At 45.1% G+C, this 17,440-nt stretch carries 13 protein-coding genes; 5 read left to right on the forward strand and 8 right to left on the reverse strand.

Annotation, left to right across the window (positions count from 1 at the left end; all coding sequences use genetic code 11):
- Position 1: 1 nt before the first annotated feature.
- The 5 genes from IE103_RS16665 to IE103_RS16685 form a co-directional block, all read right to left on the reverse strand.
- A complete protein-coding gene (locus IE103_RS16665; protein WP_189347328.1) occupies positions 2 to 313 on the reverse strand; it encodes an ElaB/YgaM/YqjD family protein in 312 nt (103 codons plus the stop codon).
- Positions 314 to 466: 153 nt separating this feature from the next.
- On the reverse strand, positions 467 to 1,330 hold the full coding sequence (gene ubiA / locus IE103_RS16670) for a 4-hydroxybenzoate octaprenyltransferase (RefSeq protein ID WP_189347330.1): 864 nt from the start codon (positions 1,328 to 1,330) through the stop codon (positions 467 to 469).
- A 171-nt stretch (positions 1,331 to 1,501) separates the two neighbouring features.
- Positions 1,502 to 2,446 (reverse strand): hydrogen peroxide-inducible genes activator, encoded by a 945-nt coding sequence (locus IE103_RS16675; RefSeq protein ID WP_189347332.1) that lies wholly within the window; start codon positions 2,444 to 2,446, stop codon positions 1,502 to 1,504.
- Positions 2,447 to 2,651: 205 nt separating this feature from the next.
- A complete protein-coding gene (locus IE103_RS16680) occupies positions 2,652 to 3,410 on the reverse strand; it encodes a LytR/AlgR family response regulator transcription factor (RefSeq protein ID WP_189347334.1) in 759 nt (252 codons plus the stop codon).
- Positions 3,411 to 3,485: 75 nt separating this feature from the next.
- On the reverse strand, positions 3,486 to 4,826 hold the full coding sequence (locus IE103_RS16685) for a sensor histidine kinase (RefSeq protein ID WP_189347336.1): 1,341 nt from the start codon (positions 4,824 to 4,826) through the stop codon (positions 3,486 to 3,488).
- Between the two features lie 334 nt (positions 4,827 to 5,160).
- On the opposite strand from IE103_RS16685, the gene IE103_RS16690 reads away from it, so the two are divergent.
- Positions 5,161 to 6,054, forward strand: a complete 894-nt coding sequence (locus IE103_RS16690) for an ABC transporter ATP-binding protein (protein WP_189347338.1) — start codon at positions 5,161 to 5,163, stop codon at positions 6,052 to 6,054.
- A gap of 10 nt (positions 6,055 to 6,064) precedes the next feature.
- A complete protein-coding gene (locus tag IE103_RS16695; protein WP_189347340.1) occupies positions 6,065 to 9,655 on the forward strand; it encodes an ABC transporter permease/M1 family aminopeptidase in 3,591 nt (1,196 codons plus the stop codon).
- A gap of 73 nt (positions 9,656 to 9,728) precedes the next feature.
- On the opposite strand, the gene IE103_RS16700 is transcribed toward IE103_RS16695, so the two are convergent.
- Together IE103_RS16700 and IE103_RS16705 are read right to left on the reverse strand one after the other, a co-directional pair.
- Positions 9,729 to 10,220: a GNAT family N-acetyltransferase gene (locus tag IE103_RS16700; RefSeq protein WP_189347341.1), complete on the reverse strand. Its 492-nt coding sequence runs from the start codon at positions 10,218 to 10,220 to the stop codon at positions 9,729 to 9,731.
- A 93-nt stretch (positions 10,221 to 10,313) separates the two neighbouring features.
- The gene (locus IE103_RS16705; protein ID WP_189347343.1) at positions 10,314 to 10,826 is read right to left on the reverse strand and encodes a peptidylprolyl isomerase; all 513 of its coding nucleotides are present in this window, start codon (positions 10,824 to 10,826) and stop codon (positions 10,314 to 10,316) included.
- A gap of 512 nt (positions 10,827 to 11,338) precedes the next feature.
- Between IE103_RS16705 and IE103_RS16710 the strand changes: the two genes are divergently transcribed.
- The 3 genes from IE103_RS16710 to IE103_RS16720 all read left to right on the forward strand — a co-directional run bounded on the left by IE103_RS16710 (position 11,339) and on the right by IE103_RS16720 (position 16,605).
- The gene (locus tag IE103_RS16710; protein WP_189347345.1) at positions 11,339 to 12,691 is read left to right on the forward strand and encodes a DUF3422 family protein; all 1,353 of its coding nucleotides are present in this window, start codon (positions 11,339 to 11,341) and stop codon (positions 12,689 to 12,691) included.
- A gap of 188 nt (positions 12,692 to 12,879) precedes the next feature.
- Positions 12,880 to 13,815 carry a histone deacetylase family protein gene (locus tag IE103_RS16715; protein ID WP_189347347.1) on the forward strand — a complete coding sequence of 312 codons (936 nt, stop codon included), beginning with the start codon at positions 12,880 to 12,882 and terminating at the stop codon, positions 13,813 to 13,815.
- A gap of 114 nt (positions 13,816 to 13,929) precedes the next feature.
- Positions 13,930 to 16,605 carry a bifunctional acetate--CoA ligase family protein/GNAT family N-acetyltransferase gene (locus IE103_RS16720; protein ID WP_189347349.1) on the forward strand — a complete coding sequence of 892 codons (2,676 nt, stop codon included), beginning with the start codon at positions 13,930 to 13,932 and terminating at the stop codon, positions 16,603 to 16,605.
- Between the two features lie 12 nt (positions 16,606 to 16,617).
- On the opposite strand, the gene IE103_RS16725 is transcribed toward IE103_RS16720, so the two are convergent.
- Complete coding sequence (locus tag IE103_RS16725) at positions 16,618 to 17,388, reverse strand: helix-turn-helix domain-containing protein (protein WP_189347351.1); 771 nt, start codon at positions 17,386 to 17,388, stop codon at positions 16,618 to 16,620.
- Between the last annotated feature and the right edge of the window lie 52 nt (positions 17,389 to 17,440).

The raw sequence follows: 17,440 nt of genomic DNA on the forward strand, positions 1-17,440 counted from the left end.
TTTATTTACTTCTGGCGATGAGCAAACCAATCAGCAATCCAACGCCTGCCGCAATACCAGCGGTTTTCCATGGATTGTCATGGACATAATCATCTGCCGCATGTGCTGCATCTTTGGTTTTTTTGACGACCACATCTTCGATACGGTCAATTTCTTTGCGCGCGTTTTTCAAACTGCTTTGTAACTTATCTTTGGCACTTTGAAATCCATCACCCGCTTGCTGCTCGGAGTTTTTAATTAATTCCTCTGCGTCTTTCAAGATTTGTGTCAATTCACGCATTAGATCGGCTTTGTGTTGATCAACAGAATTCATGGCATTTCCTTGTGAGATGAGTTATTACAACCGCATATGACCTAAGCTAAGTCTAGGTCGAAATTGATACTTTGCTTTGCGTTAGCGCAAACTCCGCAATGAATGATTAGATTTTTTGCATTGTAGAACAGAATATTGGAAAGTGCTGTTTCATTAAATTAGATAATCCAAACAGACCCCAGCAAATAAAGCTGCGCCTAGCCAGTTATTATGACGAAATGCCGCGAAGCACGATGCTCGCTCGCGTGATTTGATTAAACTGTAGTGGTAAATCGCAATCAGCGCTGCAACCACGACACCAGCCATAAATGGCCAACCTAGCTGCCATTGCCAGCCGCACCAAGTTACGATCGCTAATGCTAGAAAATAACACAGCATGATGGCAGTAACATCCCACTTGCCAAAAGTAATCGCTGAAGTTTTAATGCCGATTTTTAAATCATCATCTCTATCCACCATTGCATATTCGGTATCGTAAGCGATCGCCCAAAACACATTCGCAAGCAGTAGCCACCAAGCTTGCACCGGAACTGCATCGTTCACTGCGGCAAATGCCATCGGAATACCAAAACCAAAAGCAATGCCTAAGTAGGCTTGTGGGATTGCAAAAAAGCGTTTGAAATACGGATAGGAAGCAGCTACCAATAAGGCGATTACCGATAATTGTTTGGTGAGTGTATTGAGCGGTAGAATCAATAAGAAAGAGATCAATGCCAGTACACCGGCTACCATCAATGCTTCCCATGATTTGATTTTGCCGCTGGTTAAAGGACGCTCTGCGGTTCGTTTCACAAATTTATCAAAATCACGGTCAGCATAATCATTGATAGCACAGCCAGCCGAGCGCATTAAGGCAGTGCCAACACAAAAAATAAGTAAGTGTTGCCATGATGGTTGACCATTAGAGGCAATCCATAACGCGATTAAGGTTGGCCACAGCAACAGCAAAATACCGATAGGCTTATCCAAGCGAATCAATTTGAAATAGAGTGATAATCGAACGAGCAGCGGATTCATGGAGAATGGATGTGCGTGTTGAAACGCTGGCATTATAAAGTGAATCTAGATGAAGTGAATCTGATCGAGCGCGAATATGCTAATTCAATCAGTAGACGATTGCATCGCTAGTGCGATTGGTAAAGGCAATCCGCACGAGCAAGCATGTTTTAAATGTGGGATGTGTGCGAATTATTGCGCGGTCGCTGCTTCGTCTAACATCGTAACGCCAGGTAAATCGCAATTCAGTACAGCTTGTCGGATCGCATCAATCGCGGCATGGCGAGTAAAGCTTTTGCGCCACGCAATCACAACGCGTCGGTCTGGCGCGCGGTTACTAAACGGCACATAGCGCAGCATGCTGTCGGTAGCATGCAGATCGGGGACCGAAGCCATCGGTAATACGGTGATACCGATACCTGAAGCGACCATGTGTCGTATCGTTTCTAATGAAGAACCTTCAAACGTGCGTGCGATGCCATCACTTGCTGTCGAGAAGCGTGCCATTTCTGGGCAAACTTCTAACACTTGATCACGGAAGCAGTGACCACTGCCCAATAGCAGCATAGTCTCCGTTTTCAATTCTTCGGCAGAAACCGAACTACGGTTCGCCCAAGGATGATCTTTTGGCATGGCAACGACAAAAGGCTCATCATATAAAGCTTGCACCATTAATCCTTGATCTGGCAAAGGCAATGCCATAATGGCAGCATCCAATTCACCTTGCCGCAATAATTCAATCAGTTTGACGGTAAAGTTTTCTTGCAAAATCAGAGGCATTTGCGGCACTTTATCGATCATGGTTTTTACTAAACCTGGCAATAAGTAGGGCCCGATGGTGTAAATGATGCCAAGACGGAAAGGTCCATTCAAAGGATCTTTGTTTTGTTTTGCAATTTCTTTAATGACTGCGGTCTGTTCGAGTACACGCTCTGCTTGTGCCACGATTTGTGCGCCTAACGGAGTTGTCGATACTTCTGTTCCACCGCGCTCGAAGATCGTCACGCCCAATTCGTCTTCAAGTTTCTTGATCGCCACTGATAATGTTGGCTGCGCGACAAAACAAGCTTCTGCCGCATGTCCAAAATGTTTTTGGCGGGCTACTGCAACGATATATTTTAATTCGGTGAGCGTCATAACTTGAGTGTGGCACAGACTGAAGCTTTAGTCTGTAGGTACTTTTGCATTTTTTGAGAAAAAATAATAATCCTTGCCTGCTTTCATATTTCCATCAATGATTATCGTGACTTGCTACGTACAAGCTAACTAACTTGCTGCATTAATCAAGAAAAATGAGCAGGCAGGTTTGCTAGTATTTTACATGAGAGAACTGAATATGACTTTACATGCCCTTAAAGCGCCAAGCATAGGTTTGGCTCACACGTAGTTGTTCGCGATGATTCTTCAATTCGACAAAAATATTCCCCATCTCGTCACGGCGGGCGCGTGCAATCGCGCGTGGATTAACCATGATGCTACGGTGGATTTGCCAAAATTGATCCGGAGATAAGCCTTTTTGTAATTCTTTGATCGAGGTACGAATATGGCCTTCATCATCTGCACTAACGACACGGGTGTAGCGCAGATCCGATTCAAAGAACAAGACATCTTCAATCGAAAATAGCTTGATGGTGCTGCCCGAATTGGCGCTAATCCAACGTATTTTTTCTGCTTCTTGCGGTTCACGCAAACGCTGATCTAGTGCAGCCATCACTTGAATTAAATCTTGTGGTGTCGTGCCTGCACTCAATTGTTCTTTGATGCGCGAGATCGTGTGTTGCAGACGTTCTTCAGTAATTGGTTTGAGCAGATAATCAATCGCGCCCAATTTGAAAGCTTCAATTGCGTGATTGTCAAAAGCAGTAGTAAATACCACGCGACATTTGCCATCGCTAGCGCGGGCAACATCCAGTCCGCTCAATTCCGGCATGCGGATATCTAAGAACGCGATATTCGGTTGAAATTTAGTGATCGCATCGAGCGCATCACCACCATCTTCACAAGTGGCAAGGATCTCCAATTCTGGCCAAATCAGTTGCAACATACGCTGCAGATCTGAGCGCTGTAAATCTTCATCATCGGCAATAATTGCGGTCGGCATGCTTATTCCTCTAGTGTGACTTTAGTGGATTTTAAAATTTTTTGGGATTTACTTCGAGCATCGTGTGACGCTTACTCAAGTTAGATTACTCTGCTCTGAAGTTTGCTCTTCGTAACGACTGAGTGGTAATCGAATGCGAGCTGCAATTCCGCCTTCTTCCCGCATACTTAGTTCTAGGCTGGCATCGCCCGCGTATAAGTATTTTAAACGTTCGCGAATATTATTTAATCCTATTCCAGAGCCCGACACGCTATGACCAAAACCGACGCCGTTATCTTCTACACTTAGGCATAGTTGTTCGTGTTCGACGCTATCGCTGTTTGGCACATGCGTGGTGATTTTGCTGGCTTTTACGCTGATGTGTACCGCTCCTTTTTTTGGCTCGATACCATGTTTTACGGCGTTTTCTACTAGGCTGATCAGCATTAAAGGAGGAACAGCACAGTTTAATAATTCTGCTGGACATTCCACACTAAAACTAAGGCGTGGAATCCGCGTGTGAATAACGCCGAGATAGGCTTTGACCGAATTAAATTGGTTCTCTACCGTGGTTGCCATTAAATTGCCGTCATTACGCATCTGTGGAATCGTCGAACGTAAGTAATCAACCAAATGATCGATGATGACTACGCCGCGAGCAGGATCGCTGAGCATTGCCGCGCGCACGCCCGATAAAGTATTAAATAAAAAATGCGGTTCGACTTGACTAGCGAGAACCGATAAACGCATTTGTGCTTGATTGCGTTCATTCTTGTATTGATCTAGCTTTTCTTGGACGCTGGCATTTTCTAATTCTTGTCTTTGCTTGAGGTAGGCTCGAAAATCTAACGCGCCACCCCACCAACTTAAGAGTATTAGCCAGAACAACTTGTTGGCAAGTTGAGTTTTGTTTTCTTCCTCATCGGTGATAATCAAACCGACTTTTACTTCATCGCTATTCGTGAGCTGTTGAATTTTCTCTTTGGTTTCTGGACTGGTTTTCGTAATTTTTTTATCCAAAAAACGATCCGCTGAATCGACAATCAGAAGTGACAGTAAGATACCGAGTGCCAGCGCGCTGACGATACCGACAGTTTCTGTTTTTTTGCGCCACTGTCTTTTTTTCACTTGGGTAGCGAGCCAGCGCCCAGCCAGTAAATTTACAGCGATACCAATAAATAAAACTAAAAACATGAAGTATGGCGTGATCTCGTTGACTGCTGCTGTTTTTTTGTTTGCCACAATGAGAGAAATGACCAACATAATTAGTGCTAAAACACCTAATGCCGGTGCAAAACTAAGTGCACGATAACGAAACCACGTTTGACTGAATACGGGATAGTGCTGCGCTTTTACAGACCAGCTCCCCAGTTTACTAATTAACTTTTCAGGCAAGGGTTGATCAGGAGTGGCGGGCGTTCTTTCTAATTTCGACATAAGAATAGTTCGTAAGTGGAGCGATATAGAACTGGGGCGTAAAGCTAGCTTCAATGTAGCGAATATGACAGTTTGTTCAGAGTTTTGGTTGTTTTGCGATAGAGCGGATAAATCAAGACATCAGTTTACAGTTTTTCGTCACGAACGCGTGACGAGGGCGAATTCTTCGTTCATGTCCGATTTTTAGCTTTGGTGACAAGAAATCCGTATTTGATCGCATATTGTGTTCTTGTAGCGGATTGTCATGTATCTTTTGTATGGTATGCACTGATTAAATACGATTGAAGTTTTACATTAAGTTTTACATGAAGTCTTACATTTAGGAGCTTACCTCATGTTGTCGATTAAGAATTTGAATAAAACCTACGCCAATGGCGTGCATGCAACCAACAACGTCAATCTAGAAATCCCCAATGGCTTATTCGGTTTACTTGGACCGAATGGCGCAGGTAAGTCTTCCTTGATGCGCACCATTGCGACTTTGCAAGAACCTGATAGTGGCACGATTCATTTCAATGGTTTGGATGTATTGCAGAATAAAGAAGAACTACGGCGCCAACTAGGATACTTACCGCAAGACTTTGGGGTTTATCCAAAAGTTTCGGCAGAAGATTTGCTCAATCATTTTGCGGTCTTAAAAGGTATCACCAATAAAGCAGATCGTAAGCAATCGGTGGAAGCTTTATTGCGTCAAACTAATTTGTGGGAAGCTCGCAAACGTGGATTAGGAACATATTCAGGTGGGATGCGTCAACGTTTCGGTATTGCGCAAGCGCTATTGGGTTCGCCGAAGTTGGTGATAGTGGATGAACCAACAGCCGGTCTCGATCCCGATGAACGTAATCGATTTTTGAACTTGCTCTCCGAAATTGGTGAGCAAGTCGTTGTCATTCTATCGACGCATATCGTGGAAGACGTAACTGACTTATGCCCACGTATGGCGATGATCGCTAAAGGTCAAGTTTTGGTGCAAGGTGAACCGCAAGCAGCCATCGAGACTTTACAAAATAAAGTCTGGCGTTGCAGCGTCAGCAAGGAAGCGCTACCAAGTTATTTAGAAAAATTCACAGTACTGACGACGCGTCTAGTCGCTGGTAAGCCGCAAATCAATGTGTATTCAGAATCCCAACCCGATGAAGGCTTCCGTCAAGTGGAAGCGAATTTAGAGGACGTGTATTTCTTGCAGTTACGCAAATCACAAAATAGCGCCTCTGCGCTTGCTGTTTAAGGAGCCCGCTATGTGGTTTGAATTCTTTAAATTTGATTTGCGCTTTCAACTCAAGCAACCTTTGCTATGGGTGATTGCATTGATTTTTGGCGCACTCGCTTTTGGTGCCGCTAGTAGTGATGCGATTACAGTCGGCGGTGCTGTCGGTAACGTCAACCGTAATGCTGCAACTGTGATAGCGCAATTTTTGGGTGTCTTCAGTGTGTTGTCGATGTTTGTCGTCACGATCTTTATCGCTGGTGCGGTACTGCGTGATTCCGAAATCGGCATTTCCGACATGTTATTCGCGACACCTATGCGCAAACATGACTATTTGATCGGACGTTTTCTAGCTGGTTTAGTCGCATGTTTGCTAATTTTTCTGTTGATCATTTTGGGATTGTTGGCGGGTCCTTATATGCCATGGGTAGATAGTGCCAGAGTTGGAGTATTTAGCTTTAAGCCTTTTGTTTGGGGCTTATTGGTTTTTGTCATTCCTAATCTTTTGTTTATCGGTGCTTTGCTGATGTTATTAGCGGCAACCACCCGCTCCATGATGATGGTGTATGTCGGTGTGATCGGTTTTTTCGTATTGTGGTTGCTAGCAGGATCTTTCACGCGCGATATTAGTAATGAGTGGAGCGCTGTCTTGTTAGATCCATTTGGTCTGCGTGCTTATGGGCGTATGGTGCGTTACTTCTCGACTGCCGAAGCAAATACGATTTTGCCTGCGCTCGATGGTTATTTGTTAGTGAATCGCTTGTTGTGGGCCTGCATTAGTTTGGCATTGCTATCGCTGACCTTGGTCTTATTTAAACCACAGCGTGCTGGAACCGGACGTCGTTGGTTCGGTAAAGCGAAAGCTGAATCGGCAGGCAGTATGGCGGCGCCACAGTTATCTAGAGTCAGTTTGCCAAAAGTCCAGCAAGATAGCAGTACCGCAGCAGCATGGATGCAGTTCTGGAATATTCTCAAATTCGATGCGAAAGCTGTATTTAAGAGCGTGCCGTTTTTGGTCATGCTGCTGTTTGGCATTGTCAATTTTGTGGGTGGTGCAAGCCAATCCGGTGTGATGTTCGGTACCACCGTTTATCCAGTGACAACGAATATGTTGAACATCATGGCTGGCAGTTTCAATTTCATGCTGATCATCATCGTTACTTTTTACGCCGGTGAGCTGATCTTTAAAGAGCGTCAAGTCAAGATTGCGGATGTGGTTGATGCGATGCCGGTGCCAAATTGGGTGCCCTTGCTGGCCAAGGCTGCTGCTTTAAGCGCGGTGATTTTATGTTTTCTGAGCGCGGGCGCATTGGCCGGAATCTTGATGCAAGTGATTAAAGGTGGTGCACCGATAGAATTCGCTTTGTATGTAAAAGGCGTTTTAATCGGTGCGAGTGGCTTTATTTTGCTGGGCTTGTTGGCGCTAGCATTACAGGTGCTAACCAACAATAAGTTTATCGGCTATTTAGTCATGATACTGGTGTTGATTTCTCAAATTGTGTTTGGCTCTTTAGATCTAGATCACAATTTATATAATTTTGCTGGCACCTCCGCGACGCCTTATTCTGATATGAATGGTTATGGTCATTTCCTCACTGGATGGTCTTGGTTCACTCTGTACTGGAGTTTGTTCACGTTGGCTTTGCTGATTATTGCGCAAGCGTTTTGGGTGCGTGGTTTATCGCAGGAGTGGCGGATTCGAGTGCGCTTGGCATTGGCGAAACTCAATAGTAAGGCTGGGCTAGCCTTGGCGATAAGCTTAAGCGCGTTTGCCATCACTGGTGGCTGGATTTTCTATAACACCAATGTGTTAAATCAGTACCAAACAAAGTCTGCAGCTTTGGATGAAAACGCAGAGTACGAGAAAAAGTACAAACAATACAAAGGCTTCCCGCATCCCAAATTAACTGATGTGAAAGCCAATGTGGATATTTATCCTGAACAGCGCAAGCTTGTTATTAACGGGCATTATGTCTTACAAAATAAATCTAGCTTGCCACAAGATACTTTGCATATTCAGTTGAATACACGCGTTAAAACTGTTTGGAAAAATTTACCCGAGCACCAACTTGTTTTGGATGATAAAAAATTAGGATTCAGTATCATTAAACTCAAACAAGCGCTGGCTGCTGGTGATCGTTTAGCTTTGGATTTTGTCGCCACCGTTGAGAATCCTGGCTTCACGAATAGTGGTGCTGCCAATACCGTCAATTTAAACGGTACTTTTTTCAATAATCGTGAATTCTTTCCACAATTTGGTTACGCATCTGACATAGAAATGCGTGACCGCAATGAACGGAGAAAACGCGGCTTAGGCGAACCAGAACGCATGCCGAAATTAGAAGATGAATCAGCGCGCGCTTATCACGCACTGGGTAGCGAGGCAGATTGGATTAATTTCGAAACCGTCATTTCCACGTCTTCTGATCAAATTGCGATGGCGCCAGGGTATCTGCAAAAAACTTGGGAAGATCAAGGTCGTCGTTACTTCCAATATAAAATGGATAGACCGATGATGCCATTTTTTGCCTTTTTATCTGCGCGATGGGAAGTCAAAAAAGGTGATTGGAAAGGGATACCGATTGAAGTTTATTACGACAAAAAGCATGCCTACAATGTGGATCGTATGATTGAAAGTACGAAGAAGTCTTTGGATTACTTCACGGCAAATTTCACTCCTTATCAACATCAACAAGTACGTATTTTGGAGTTTCCACGTTACGCAAGTTTTGCGCAATCGTTTGCCAATACCATTCCCTACTCAGAAGCAATTGGCTTCATCGCCGATCTGCGCGATAAGGATGATATTGATTATGTGTTCTACGTGACGGCACATGAAATGGCGCATCAATGGTGGGGACATCAGGTGATAGGCGCAAACATGCAAGGCTCGACGGTCTTGATGGAATCACTGTCACAATACTTTGCTTTGATGGTGATGGAAAAAGAATACGGGCGCGACAAAATGCGCCGTTTCTTGAAGTATGAACTGGATAATTATTTGCGTGGACGTGGTGGTGAATTGATTGAAGAACAGCCGCTGGCAAGGGTTGAGAATCAGCAGTACATTCATTACAACAAGGGTAGTTTGATTTTCTACCGTTTGCGTGATGAGATCGGTGAAGAAGCATTGAATCGCGCCTTGAAACGCTTTTTGCAAGATAAAGCTTATCAACAAGCACCCTACACCACGACCAAGGAATTATTGGCTTATATCCGCGAAGAAGCGCCACAAGATAAGCACGCTTTGATCACCGATATGTTCGAAAAAATTGTGTTTTACGATAATCGTGTGACCGAAGCGAAAGCAGTTAAGCGTGCTGATGGTCAATGGGATGTATCGATGAAATTACATCTGGCAAAAATTGAAGTCGATGGCAAAGGTAAAGAAACAGCTCGTGCCTATGATGAAGCGATTGAGATCGCAGTTTTCTCTCGTGCTACTGGCGCGAAAGAAAAAGACGAGAAAGTTCTCTTTATCGAAAAACGTATCGTTCCAGCCAATGCGTCCAATTTGACGATCACCGTGAAGGATAAACCGTTTGAAGTCGGTGTTGATCCGTATAACAAACTGATCGACAGAGTGTCTAAAGACAATCGTAAGGAAGTCAGTTTTGAGTGATAAGGAAAGCCAAAAAATAAGCTAAAAATAAGCCGCTAATTGATGTAGATTAGCGGCTTTTTTTATTCAACTTTTATTCAACTATGCTTTTATACATTACCAGTGCATCGACATAAGCAAGTTGTGGGTGCAAAAATGCGCGGGGTAGGCGACCGACTGTTGCAAAGCCCAATTTGCTCCAGAGTTCTACTGCGACCTGATTGCTGGCGATAACAAAATTAAATTGCATGGCCTGATAACCTAGCTGTCGTGCGATTTCTTGTGAATGCTCACACATACGTTTTGCTAAGCCACGTCCACGCGCTTTTGGGCTCACCATGTAGCCACAATTGCAGACATGTTGGCCGCCGCCAGTTTGATTGGATTTGATGTAGTAAGTCGCTAGAATTTCGCCATCTTCTTCCGCGACAAAGGTGAGTCTTGGTGACTGCATCCACAATTGATAGGCTTGTTGCTGATCGGTATCTGGTGGATAAGTATAGGTGTCGCCAGCAGCGACTATACTATGGAAAATCGGCCAGATTTGTTCAAAGTCGGCATCCGTGGCAAGGCGTATTTGAAGCATAGCGTAGAGGCGTGATCGTGTGTGCTGGATTACTAGAATCAGTGTGCGCAGGCGTCTAAGCGCACACTGAAATTTTGCTTAATAAAGAAAAGCTTATGCGCGTGAATCTAAAACTTCATTCCACTTTGCGACTAATTCAGCTTGTTGTTCTAGTAATGCAGATGCATCACCTTCGATCGTCAATTTTTCGATGACGTCACCTCGTACGATATTGTTAACCACTTTTTGATCTTCTGCGCTGACGACTACACCAAATACGGTGTGCTTACCGTTCAAATGTGGTGTTGGGCCATGGGTGATGAAGAATTGGCTACCATTGGTGCCAGGGCCAGCGTTCGCCATTGACAAAATACCTGCTTTGTCATGACGTAATTCGCTGCTGCATTCATCTTTAAAACGATAGCCAGGGCCACCCATGCCAGTACCATCAGGGCAACCGCCTTGAATCATAAAGTCGTTGATCACACGGTGAAAATTCAAACCGTCGTAATAGCCACGTTGTGCCAGATTGACAAAGCTAGCGCAGGTGATCGGTGTTTGATCGGCAAACAGATTTAAATTGATGGTGCCTTTGCTAGTTTGCATGATGGCTTTGAGTTGCGTCATAGTGTCCTCTTGTCAGTGAAATTAAATAAGCATTTGCTTGAGTTGATGATGCTTGAGCATCATTCTCAAGCAGACAGGGCAGCATTTTACCAGTACATACACGTTAATTTCTGCCGACAGCATGGAGATGAGAGTTTTGCTAATGCGCATCAATAGCAATACTTATTCATTTTTACATAGCTTCTCATCTTGGTCGGTCTGCATACCAGTTTGCAGCATCTTTGTTACAATCAAATTTGCATCGGATTTGCGGATAGTATTTTGATACGGTGCTGTGTCGCAAATCTACGGCTAACCAAGCCAAATCGGTGATTCAAGGATCTCACAAAGACAGCTTGAGTGATTGTTTCGCTCAAGCAGATTCCCCGCGCAGGTATATGCATCAATCTACTTGCTTCATTTTAAGAATTACCCCCTTCGTTCGAAGTATTTGCATTCATTGGCGTAATTCCTAAATCGGTTCTTAAATGTGGTTTTGAAAATCTTTCTTACTTCTTTTTGCGAAGTTAGCTATGCACTCATTTGAATTGAATCACCATGCGCGAATTTCTTTGGCCGCAGAAATTCACTCGCGTCCTTTTCTACAATTAACTGCGCCAGAATTATTAACGCATTTGGCAGTTTATCCTGAGCCACATGCGCAGCAAAAATTATCACCGCAAGCGCTGCAACATAACTTGCTGGCCGCCTTGTGCGCACATTTTGGCGTGAGTCCACCTACGCCAGAATCAAAATACTTTTACGTCGATTTTGGTCCTTGCCGTTTGAAATGGGAATGCCATACCGAATTCGCGACCTACACCTTTGCGCAGCATGCAGATCCCGACTTAAGTTTGGAGCGAGCCTTTGCGCAAATGCCGATTGCGCGTATTCCCGCAGCATGGCTACATCGTTTGCAAGGCAAATTGTTGGTTGCGGCACACTTAGTGTTGGACAATCGATCTCAAGCAGCGAGTGAGTTTGCACATGAGATTCAGCACTTGTTTAAAGGTCATGCCTTAGCGGGTAGCAGGGTGATGCAAGGCGGCGAGTTTTGGTCCGATTTTGTGGTGCATGCCGATGGTTTTAGTCGTTTTGTGATTCGTGATGTTGACATGCGTGCGCAGCAAGCGGGGCGATTAGCGCAACGCATTTTTGAGATCGAAACTTACCGCATGATGGCATTGCTCGGTTTGCCAATTGCCCAAGCGACGACACCACAGCTCAATGCAATTGAGAGTGAGTTGGTTGATTTGGCGACGGCCATGGTGGCATCGGATGACGCCTTAAGCGAACGTCAGTTGGATCGCGATACCGACGCTGAACGCTTGTTGTTAGAAAAAATCACGCATTTAGCTGCCCGCATAGAAAAATTATCGCTTGAAAATAATTATCGTTTTTCTGCCTCAAAAGCCTATTTTGGTTTGGTGCATGCACGCATAGAAGAATTACGCGAGCAACGTGTAGAAGGGCTACCCATGGTGGCGGAGTTTATGGATAGACGCTTAACGCCCGCCATGAACACCTGCGATGCGGTCGCTAATCGGCAAGAAGCTCTGGCTAGGCGCATTGCTAACTCGAATGATTTATTACGTACCCGTGTCGGCATAGTGCAAGAAATGCAAAATAGAAAAATCTTGCAATCTTTAAATGCACGTGCTGCTCAGCAATTGCATTTGCAACAAGCTGTCGAAGGCTTATCGGTCGCCGCGATTTCTTACTATGTGATTGGCTTGTTTGCGTATGTCGCCAAAGCGGCAAAGGAGTTTACTTGGATTGCGCATACCGAAACTGCAGTAGGTGTCGCTGTACCATTGGTGATCGCCAGTGTGTGGATGGGATTACGCCATATGCATAGACGTTTGCGAGCGCATGAAAAAGAATGATTGGCGAAGGAATGGCTAGTCACTGCGGGATTTATGGCATATTCCTTCAATAGCACAGAGTATTTACAACACCGACTGGTGCTCAGGCATTGATGCAACGCAAACCTTACTAGTGATGGCTTTACTGTGGATAAGCATCGGTCTAGAATCAATCGATCTATTCTCTTATTCTGAACAGGAGCGACCACTTGTTAGCCGCCTATATCACGCATACGGACTGTCAAAAACATGAGATGGGTAGTAATCACCCTGAATGCCCAGAACGATTAGGCGCAGTCAATGATCAGCTCTTAATAAAGGGTTTGTTGGACTATATGGAACAGCTTGATGCGCCGCTGGCCACGCAAGAACAGTTAGCCAAAGCGCACAGTCCAAGTTACCTACAGGAGTTTGCCGAGATCGCGCAACAAGTGCCAGAAAATGCGCATGTACAGATTGATCCCGATACCAGTATTAATGAGTTTTCTTATCAAGCTGCATTACGTGCTGCTGGCGCGGCGGTGTTAGCTTCAAATTTAGTCGCCTCTGGTCAAGCACCCGTTGCCTTTTGCAATATTCGTCCACCGGGTCATCATGCGGAACGTAGTAATGCGGGTGGATTCTGTTTTTTTAATAATGTCGCGGTTGGTATTCGACATGCTATGTCTCATCATGGAATTGACCGAATCGCGCTGATTGATTTTGACGTCCATCACGGTAATGGTAGTGAAGATATTTTATTTGATGATCCGCGTGTGTTGATGTGTTCGATCTTCGAGAAAAACCTCTATCCATTTTGTGGCGACGTACCAATGGGATCGAATATGATCAACGTTGGTTTGCCGACCCGTTCTGGTGGTGAAGCATTTCGTCAGGCAGTCAATGAAGTTTGGATTCCCGCTTTAGAAAAATTTCAGCCTGAAATGATTTTTATATCGGCCGGATTTGACGGGCATCGCGAAGACGATATGGGTAATTTGGCCCTGGTAGAAGCAGATTATGAGTGGGTCACTAAACAAATCGTACAGATTGCGCAACGTTACTCTCACGGTCGCATCGTTTCGTGTTTGGAAGGTGGCTATGATTTATCTTCGCTTGGGCGCAGTGCCGCTGCACATGTACGCGTTTTGATTGGTGCAGATTAATACTGTGACCGACTATCGGATTCTGCGCTAAGGCGTCATGCAAAGACTTGTGGTGAATGTCTCCGATGATAGATTGAAATTGAACCCAATGAATTTTCTAAGATTGAGAATGCGATGAATAAGCACTATCTGACTTCTTTGTTTTCACCACGCTCGATGGTGGTGTTTGCTGGTGATTTAAATGCGCCAGAATTGCAGACTCCGGTAACACGGGTGTTCTTGCAACATTTGGACAAAGAATTTCAAGGTTCGGTCACCTATCTGGATAGCCGTGTCAAAGGAACGCTGGGCGATTTGGCTAGCTCGCGAGCGGATCTCGCTATTCTTGCACTTCCCAATAATGAGTTGGCATCGGCGTTAGAAGTGGTTGGCAGAATTCAGTGTCGTGCTGCTTTGATTCTGTCGATCGGTGTGGACGCGGTACAAGCAAAAAACTTACATAAAATCGCGAAACAACACGGCATTTCTTTGTTGGGACCAAACAGCTTAGGATTTCAACGGCCAAAAGCACGACTGAATGCCAGTGCGCTCGGCAAATTAGCGCAACCTGGGTCGCTGGCTGTGGTATCGCAATCTGGCGCATTGACTAGCTCTATCTTGGATTGGGCGGGTAAGAATGGTGTTGGTTTTTCTGCGGTGGTGTCATTGGGGGTAAATACGGCGGTTGACTTGGCGCAAGTCTTGGATTTCTTGGCAGATGACGCGGCGACGCAGACCATCGTGGTCTACATCGAAGGCATAAAAAACGCGCGACGTTTTATGAGTTCATTGCGTGCCGCGGCCAATTCGAAACCTGTGATTGTTTTAAAGTCTGGACGCAAACCAGATGGATCGAAAGCGGCCTTGACGCACTCCGGCAATATCGTCGGTAGCGATGCAATTTTTGACGCGGCGTTGCAACGTGCCGGTGCGGTGCGTGTGCATTCTATGGTGCAGTTATTTGCTGCCGCCAAATGTTTATCGGCACGTTATTTACCAGTTGGTCGACGCTTAGCAATTATTTCGAATGGCGGTGGGCCGGCTGTATTGGCAGCAGATTTTGTTAACGAAGTTAGTTTAGAAATGGCGAAATTGCCGCCAGATGTGGTGAAAGATTTAAGCAAAAAAATCTCACCCTTCGCTGCACTGGATGAGTTGATAGATTTATCTCAAGACGCCAATGCAGAACATTATCGCGCGGCAGTAACTGCTTGTGCGCACTGTAACGATGTCGATGGCATCTTGGTAATCTTGTCACCGATTGCTGGTGTCGATACGGGCGCAATCGCCCAAGTTCTCGCCGATTTGCAAGCAACTGTCGGCAAGCCTCTCATCAGTTGTTGGATGGGCGATGAGAAAGTGACTGCTGCGCGTACGATTTTATTTAAAGCGGGCATCCCTAGTTTTAGAACGCCAGAAGCTGCGGTCGATGCATTTAATCATGTCTCCTTATTTCATCTTAATCAGCAATTATTACGTCAAGTACCGCCGCCACTCTCACAGTTGGCTAAGCCGGATTTAGAAGGTGCGCGAATCTTAATTGAAAGTGTCTTGGCCGAGCGTCGTAAGGTCTTGACCGAGATGGAATCGAAAGCCTTGTTATCAGCTTTTCATATTCCCGTCACCAAAACCATGTTGGCGCGCAGTTCAACTGAGGCAATGCTAGTCGCAAATCAATTGGGTTATCCAGTTGCTTTGAAAATTGATTCTGCCGATATTTTGCATAAATCGGATGTGCAAGGCGTCTTGCTGAATGTCGGTAATGCAACTGGCGTCCGTGATGGTTGGCAAGATATGTTGCATCGCGTTGGACAGATACGTCCTGACGCAAAAATTAATGGTGTGACAGTACAAAACATGTCGGGCAAACCGGAGGGGCGCGAATTATTTATTGGTGTCTCAACGGATGAATTATTTGGCCCCGTGATTTCATTTGGCGCTGGTGGCGTCATGATTGAATTGATTGCTGATCGTGCAATTGAACTACCACCACTGAATCAATTCTTAGCGCATCGCCTAATTGATCGAGTTCGATGTGCTGAGATGTTGGCGAATTGGCGCGGTATGCCTGCAGTAAATCGGGAAGCACTAGAACAGATTTTGCTACGCGTTTCTGAAATGGTGTGCGCCTTGCCGCAATTACGCGAAATGGATATTAATCCTTTGATCGTTGATCAGCATGGTGCATTAGCGGTCGATGCGCGGATTGTGGTTGATCATTCCCCAGCTGAACCGGGGAACTACGAACATCTGGCAATCTCGCCTTATCCTTCCGATAAAGAGACAGAATGGCCGCTGCGCGACGGTCGTATGTATGTCGTGCGCCCCTTGCATCCGCATGACGCCGAGATGTTGCAAGACTTGGTACGTCGTTTGTCGCCAGAGAGTCGTTATTTCCGCTTTGTCTCGTCCATGCGAGAACTATCTGATCGTATGTTAGCCAAGTTCACTTTGATTGATTACGATAGAGAAATGGCCTTAGTGGCGATTTATAACGAGCGCCAACCACAAGCTGATGGCAGTTTTATTGAAGTCGAACGTATTATCGGGGTGTCGCGCTATGTCACGAATCCAGATAAAAGTACCTGTGAGTTTTCTTTATTGATCGCAGATGATTTCGCCGGACAAGGCTTGGGAACGCGTTTGATGCAATCGATTATCGAAGTCGCTCGCAGTCGCGGTTTGGCTTACATCGAAGGCTTAGTGTTAACGAACAATACGAATATGCTCAAGTTGATGCGCAGCTTGGAGTTCGATGTGAAGTCATATCCTGAAGATCCTGATTTCCGTCTTTGTGTAAAAGCCTTGTAGCGAGAGACCAATTTATTTTTTGTTTTTCTGCGCGTAGTAATTCGCGATATATTCAGGCCGTATCATGCTTTGGAAATAATTCGGAATCCATGGGCGCGCAGAGAGCATAAAACTCATTCTGTGTTTTTCTTCAAACGGTAAATTGGCATCCAAGTGATGTTGATCCGAAATATCGCGCGCCAGTTGCCGCATGCGCGTGAGTAACATCGCGCTTGATTGTTTCGATAACATGACTGTGATGAACTGCATCATGTCGTGCTTACCATCAAAACTAGCATCGAGATAATCTGCAAACGATTCTCGACGATGGAATTTTTGAATCGGCCCATTGGGTATCCAGCGGAAAATCCGTGATAACAAAAGTTTGATCCGATTATTCGGCATCAATTCAATGATGCCTAGGTGATCTAGACGTACTAAATAGGCGATCACTTCGGTTTCGCTCATCGCATAAATATCGACGATTTGTTGCAGCGTCAGATAGTTCATGGCCGATACGGCGACGATGAATTTTTTCGGATCGCTGATTAATTCTTCTTCTTGCTCGTAGCTGAGTTCATCAATCAGCGATTCTTCATAACTGCGCGAGGTCAATTCATGCAAGCTGATTTGCGCCGCATCCAATATTTGGTCGAGACGATGCAAGCTCAGGTTCTTCGACGCAAACATACGCTTAACGCTGGATTCCGACACACCGATTTTTTGTGCCAAATCAAAATAAGTAATACGACGCGATTTGAGTTCACGCTTCAGAACATCAATTAAGGTAGAGGCTTTTGTCATAACTTTAAGTTGTGGCTGTAAAAGTATCGAAAAATGATACAGCAAGCTACGA

This window comes from Affinundibacterium macrobrachii (assembly GCF_014652415.1).
GTDB classification, from domain to species: domain Bacteria; phylum Pseudomonadota; class Gammaproteobacteria; order Burkholderiales; family Burkholderiaceae_D; genus Undibacterium; species Undibacterium macrobrachii.

Bases quoted from the DNA above. Each gene is read 5' to 3' on its own strand.
- IE103_RS16665 (WP_189347328.1), bottom strand. From the start codon at position 313: ATGAATTCTGTTGATCAACACAAAGCCGATCTAATGCGTGAATTGACA.
- ubiA (WP_189347330.1), bottom strand. From the start codon at position 1,330: ATGAATCCGCTGCTCGTTCGATTATCACTCTATTTCAAATTGATTCGC.
- IE103_RS16675 (WP_189347332.1), bottom strand. From the start codon at position 2,446: ATGACGCTCACCGAATTAAAATATATCGTTGCAGTAGCCCGCCAAAAA.
- IE103_RS16680 (WP_189347334.1), bottom strand. From the start codon at position 3,410: ATGCCGACCGCAATTATTGCCGATGATGAAGATTTACAGCGCTCAGAT.
- IE103_RS16685 (WP_189347336.1), bottom strand. From the start codon at position 4,826: ATGTCGAAATTAGAAAGAACGCCCGCCACTCCTGATCAACCCTTGCCT.
- IE103_RS16690 (WP_189347338.1), top strand. From the start codon at position 5,161: ATGTTGTCGATTAAGAATTTGAATAAAACCTACGCCAATGGCGTGCAT.
- IE103_RS16695 (WP_189347340.1), top strand. From the start codon at position 6,065: ATGTGGTTTGAATTCTTTAAATTTGATTTGCGCTTTCAACTCAAGCAA.
- IE103_RS16700 (WP_189347341.1), bottom strand. From the start codon at position 10,220: ATGCTTCAAATACGCCTTGCCACGGATGCCGACTTTGAACAAATCTGG.
- IE103_RS16705 (WP_189347343.1), bottom strand. From the start codon at position 10,826: ATGACGCAACTCAAAGCCATCATGCAAACTAGCAAAGGCACCATCAAT.
- IE103_RS16710 (WP_189347345.1), top strand. From the start codon at position 11,339: ATGCACTCATTTGAATTGAATCACCATGCGCGAATTTCTTTGGCCGCA.
- IE103_RS16720 (WP_189347349.1), top strand. From the start codon at position 13,930: ATGAATAAGCACTATCTGACTTCTTTGTTTTCACCACGCTCGATGGTG.
- IE103_RS16725 (WP_189347351.1), bottom strand. From the start codon at position 17,388: ATGACAAAAGCCTCTACCTTAATTGATGTTCTGAAGCGTGAACTCAAA.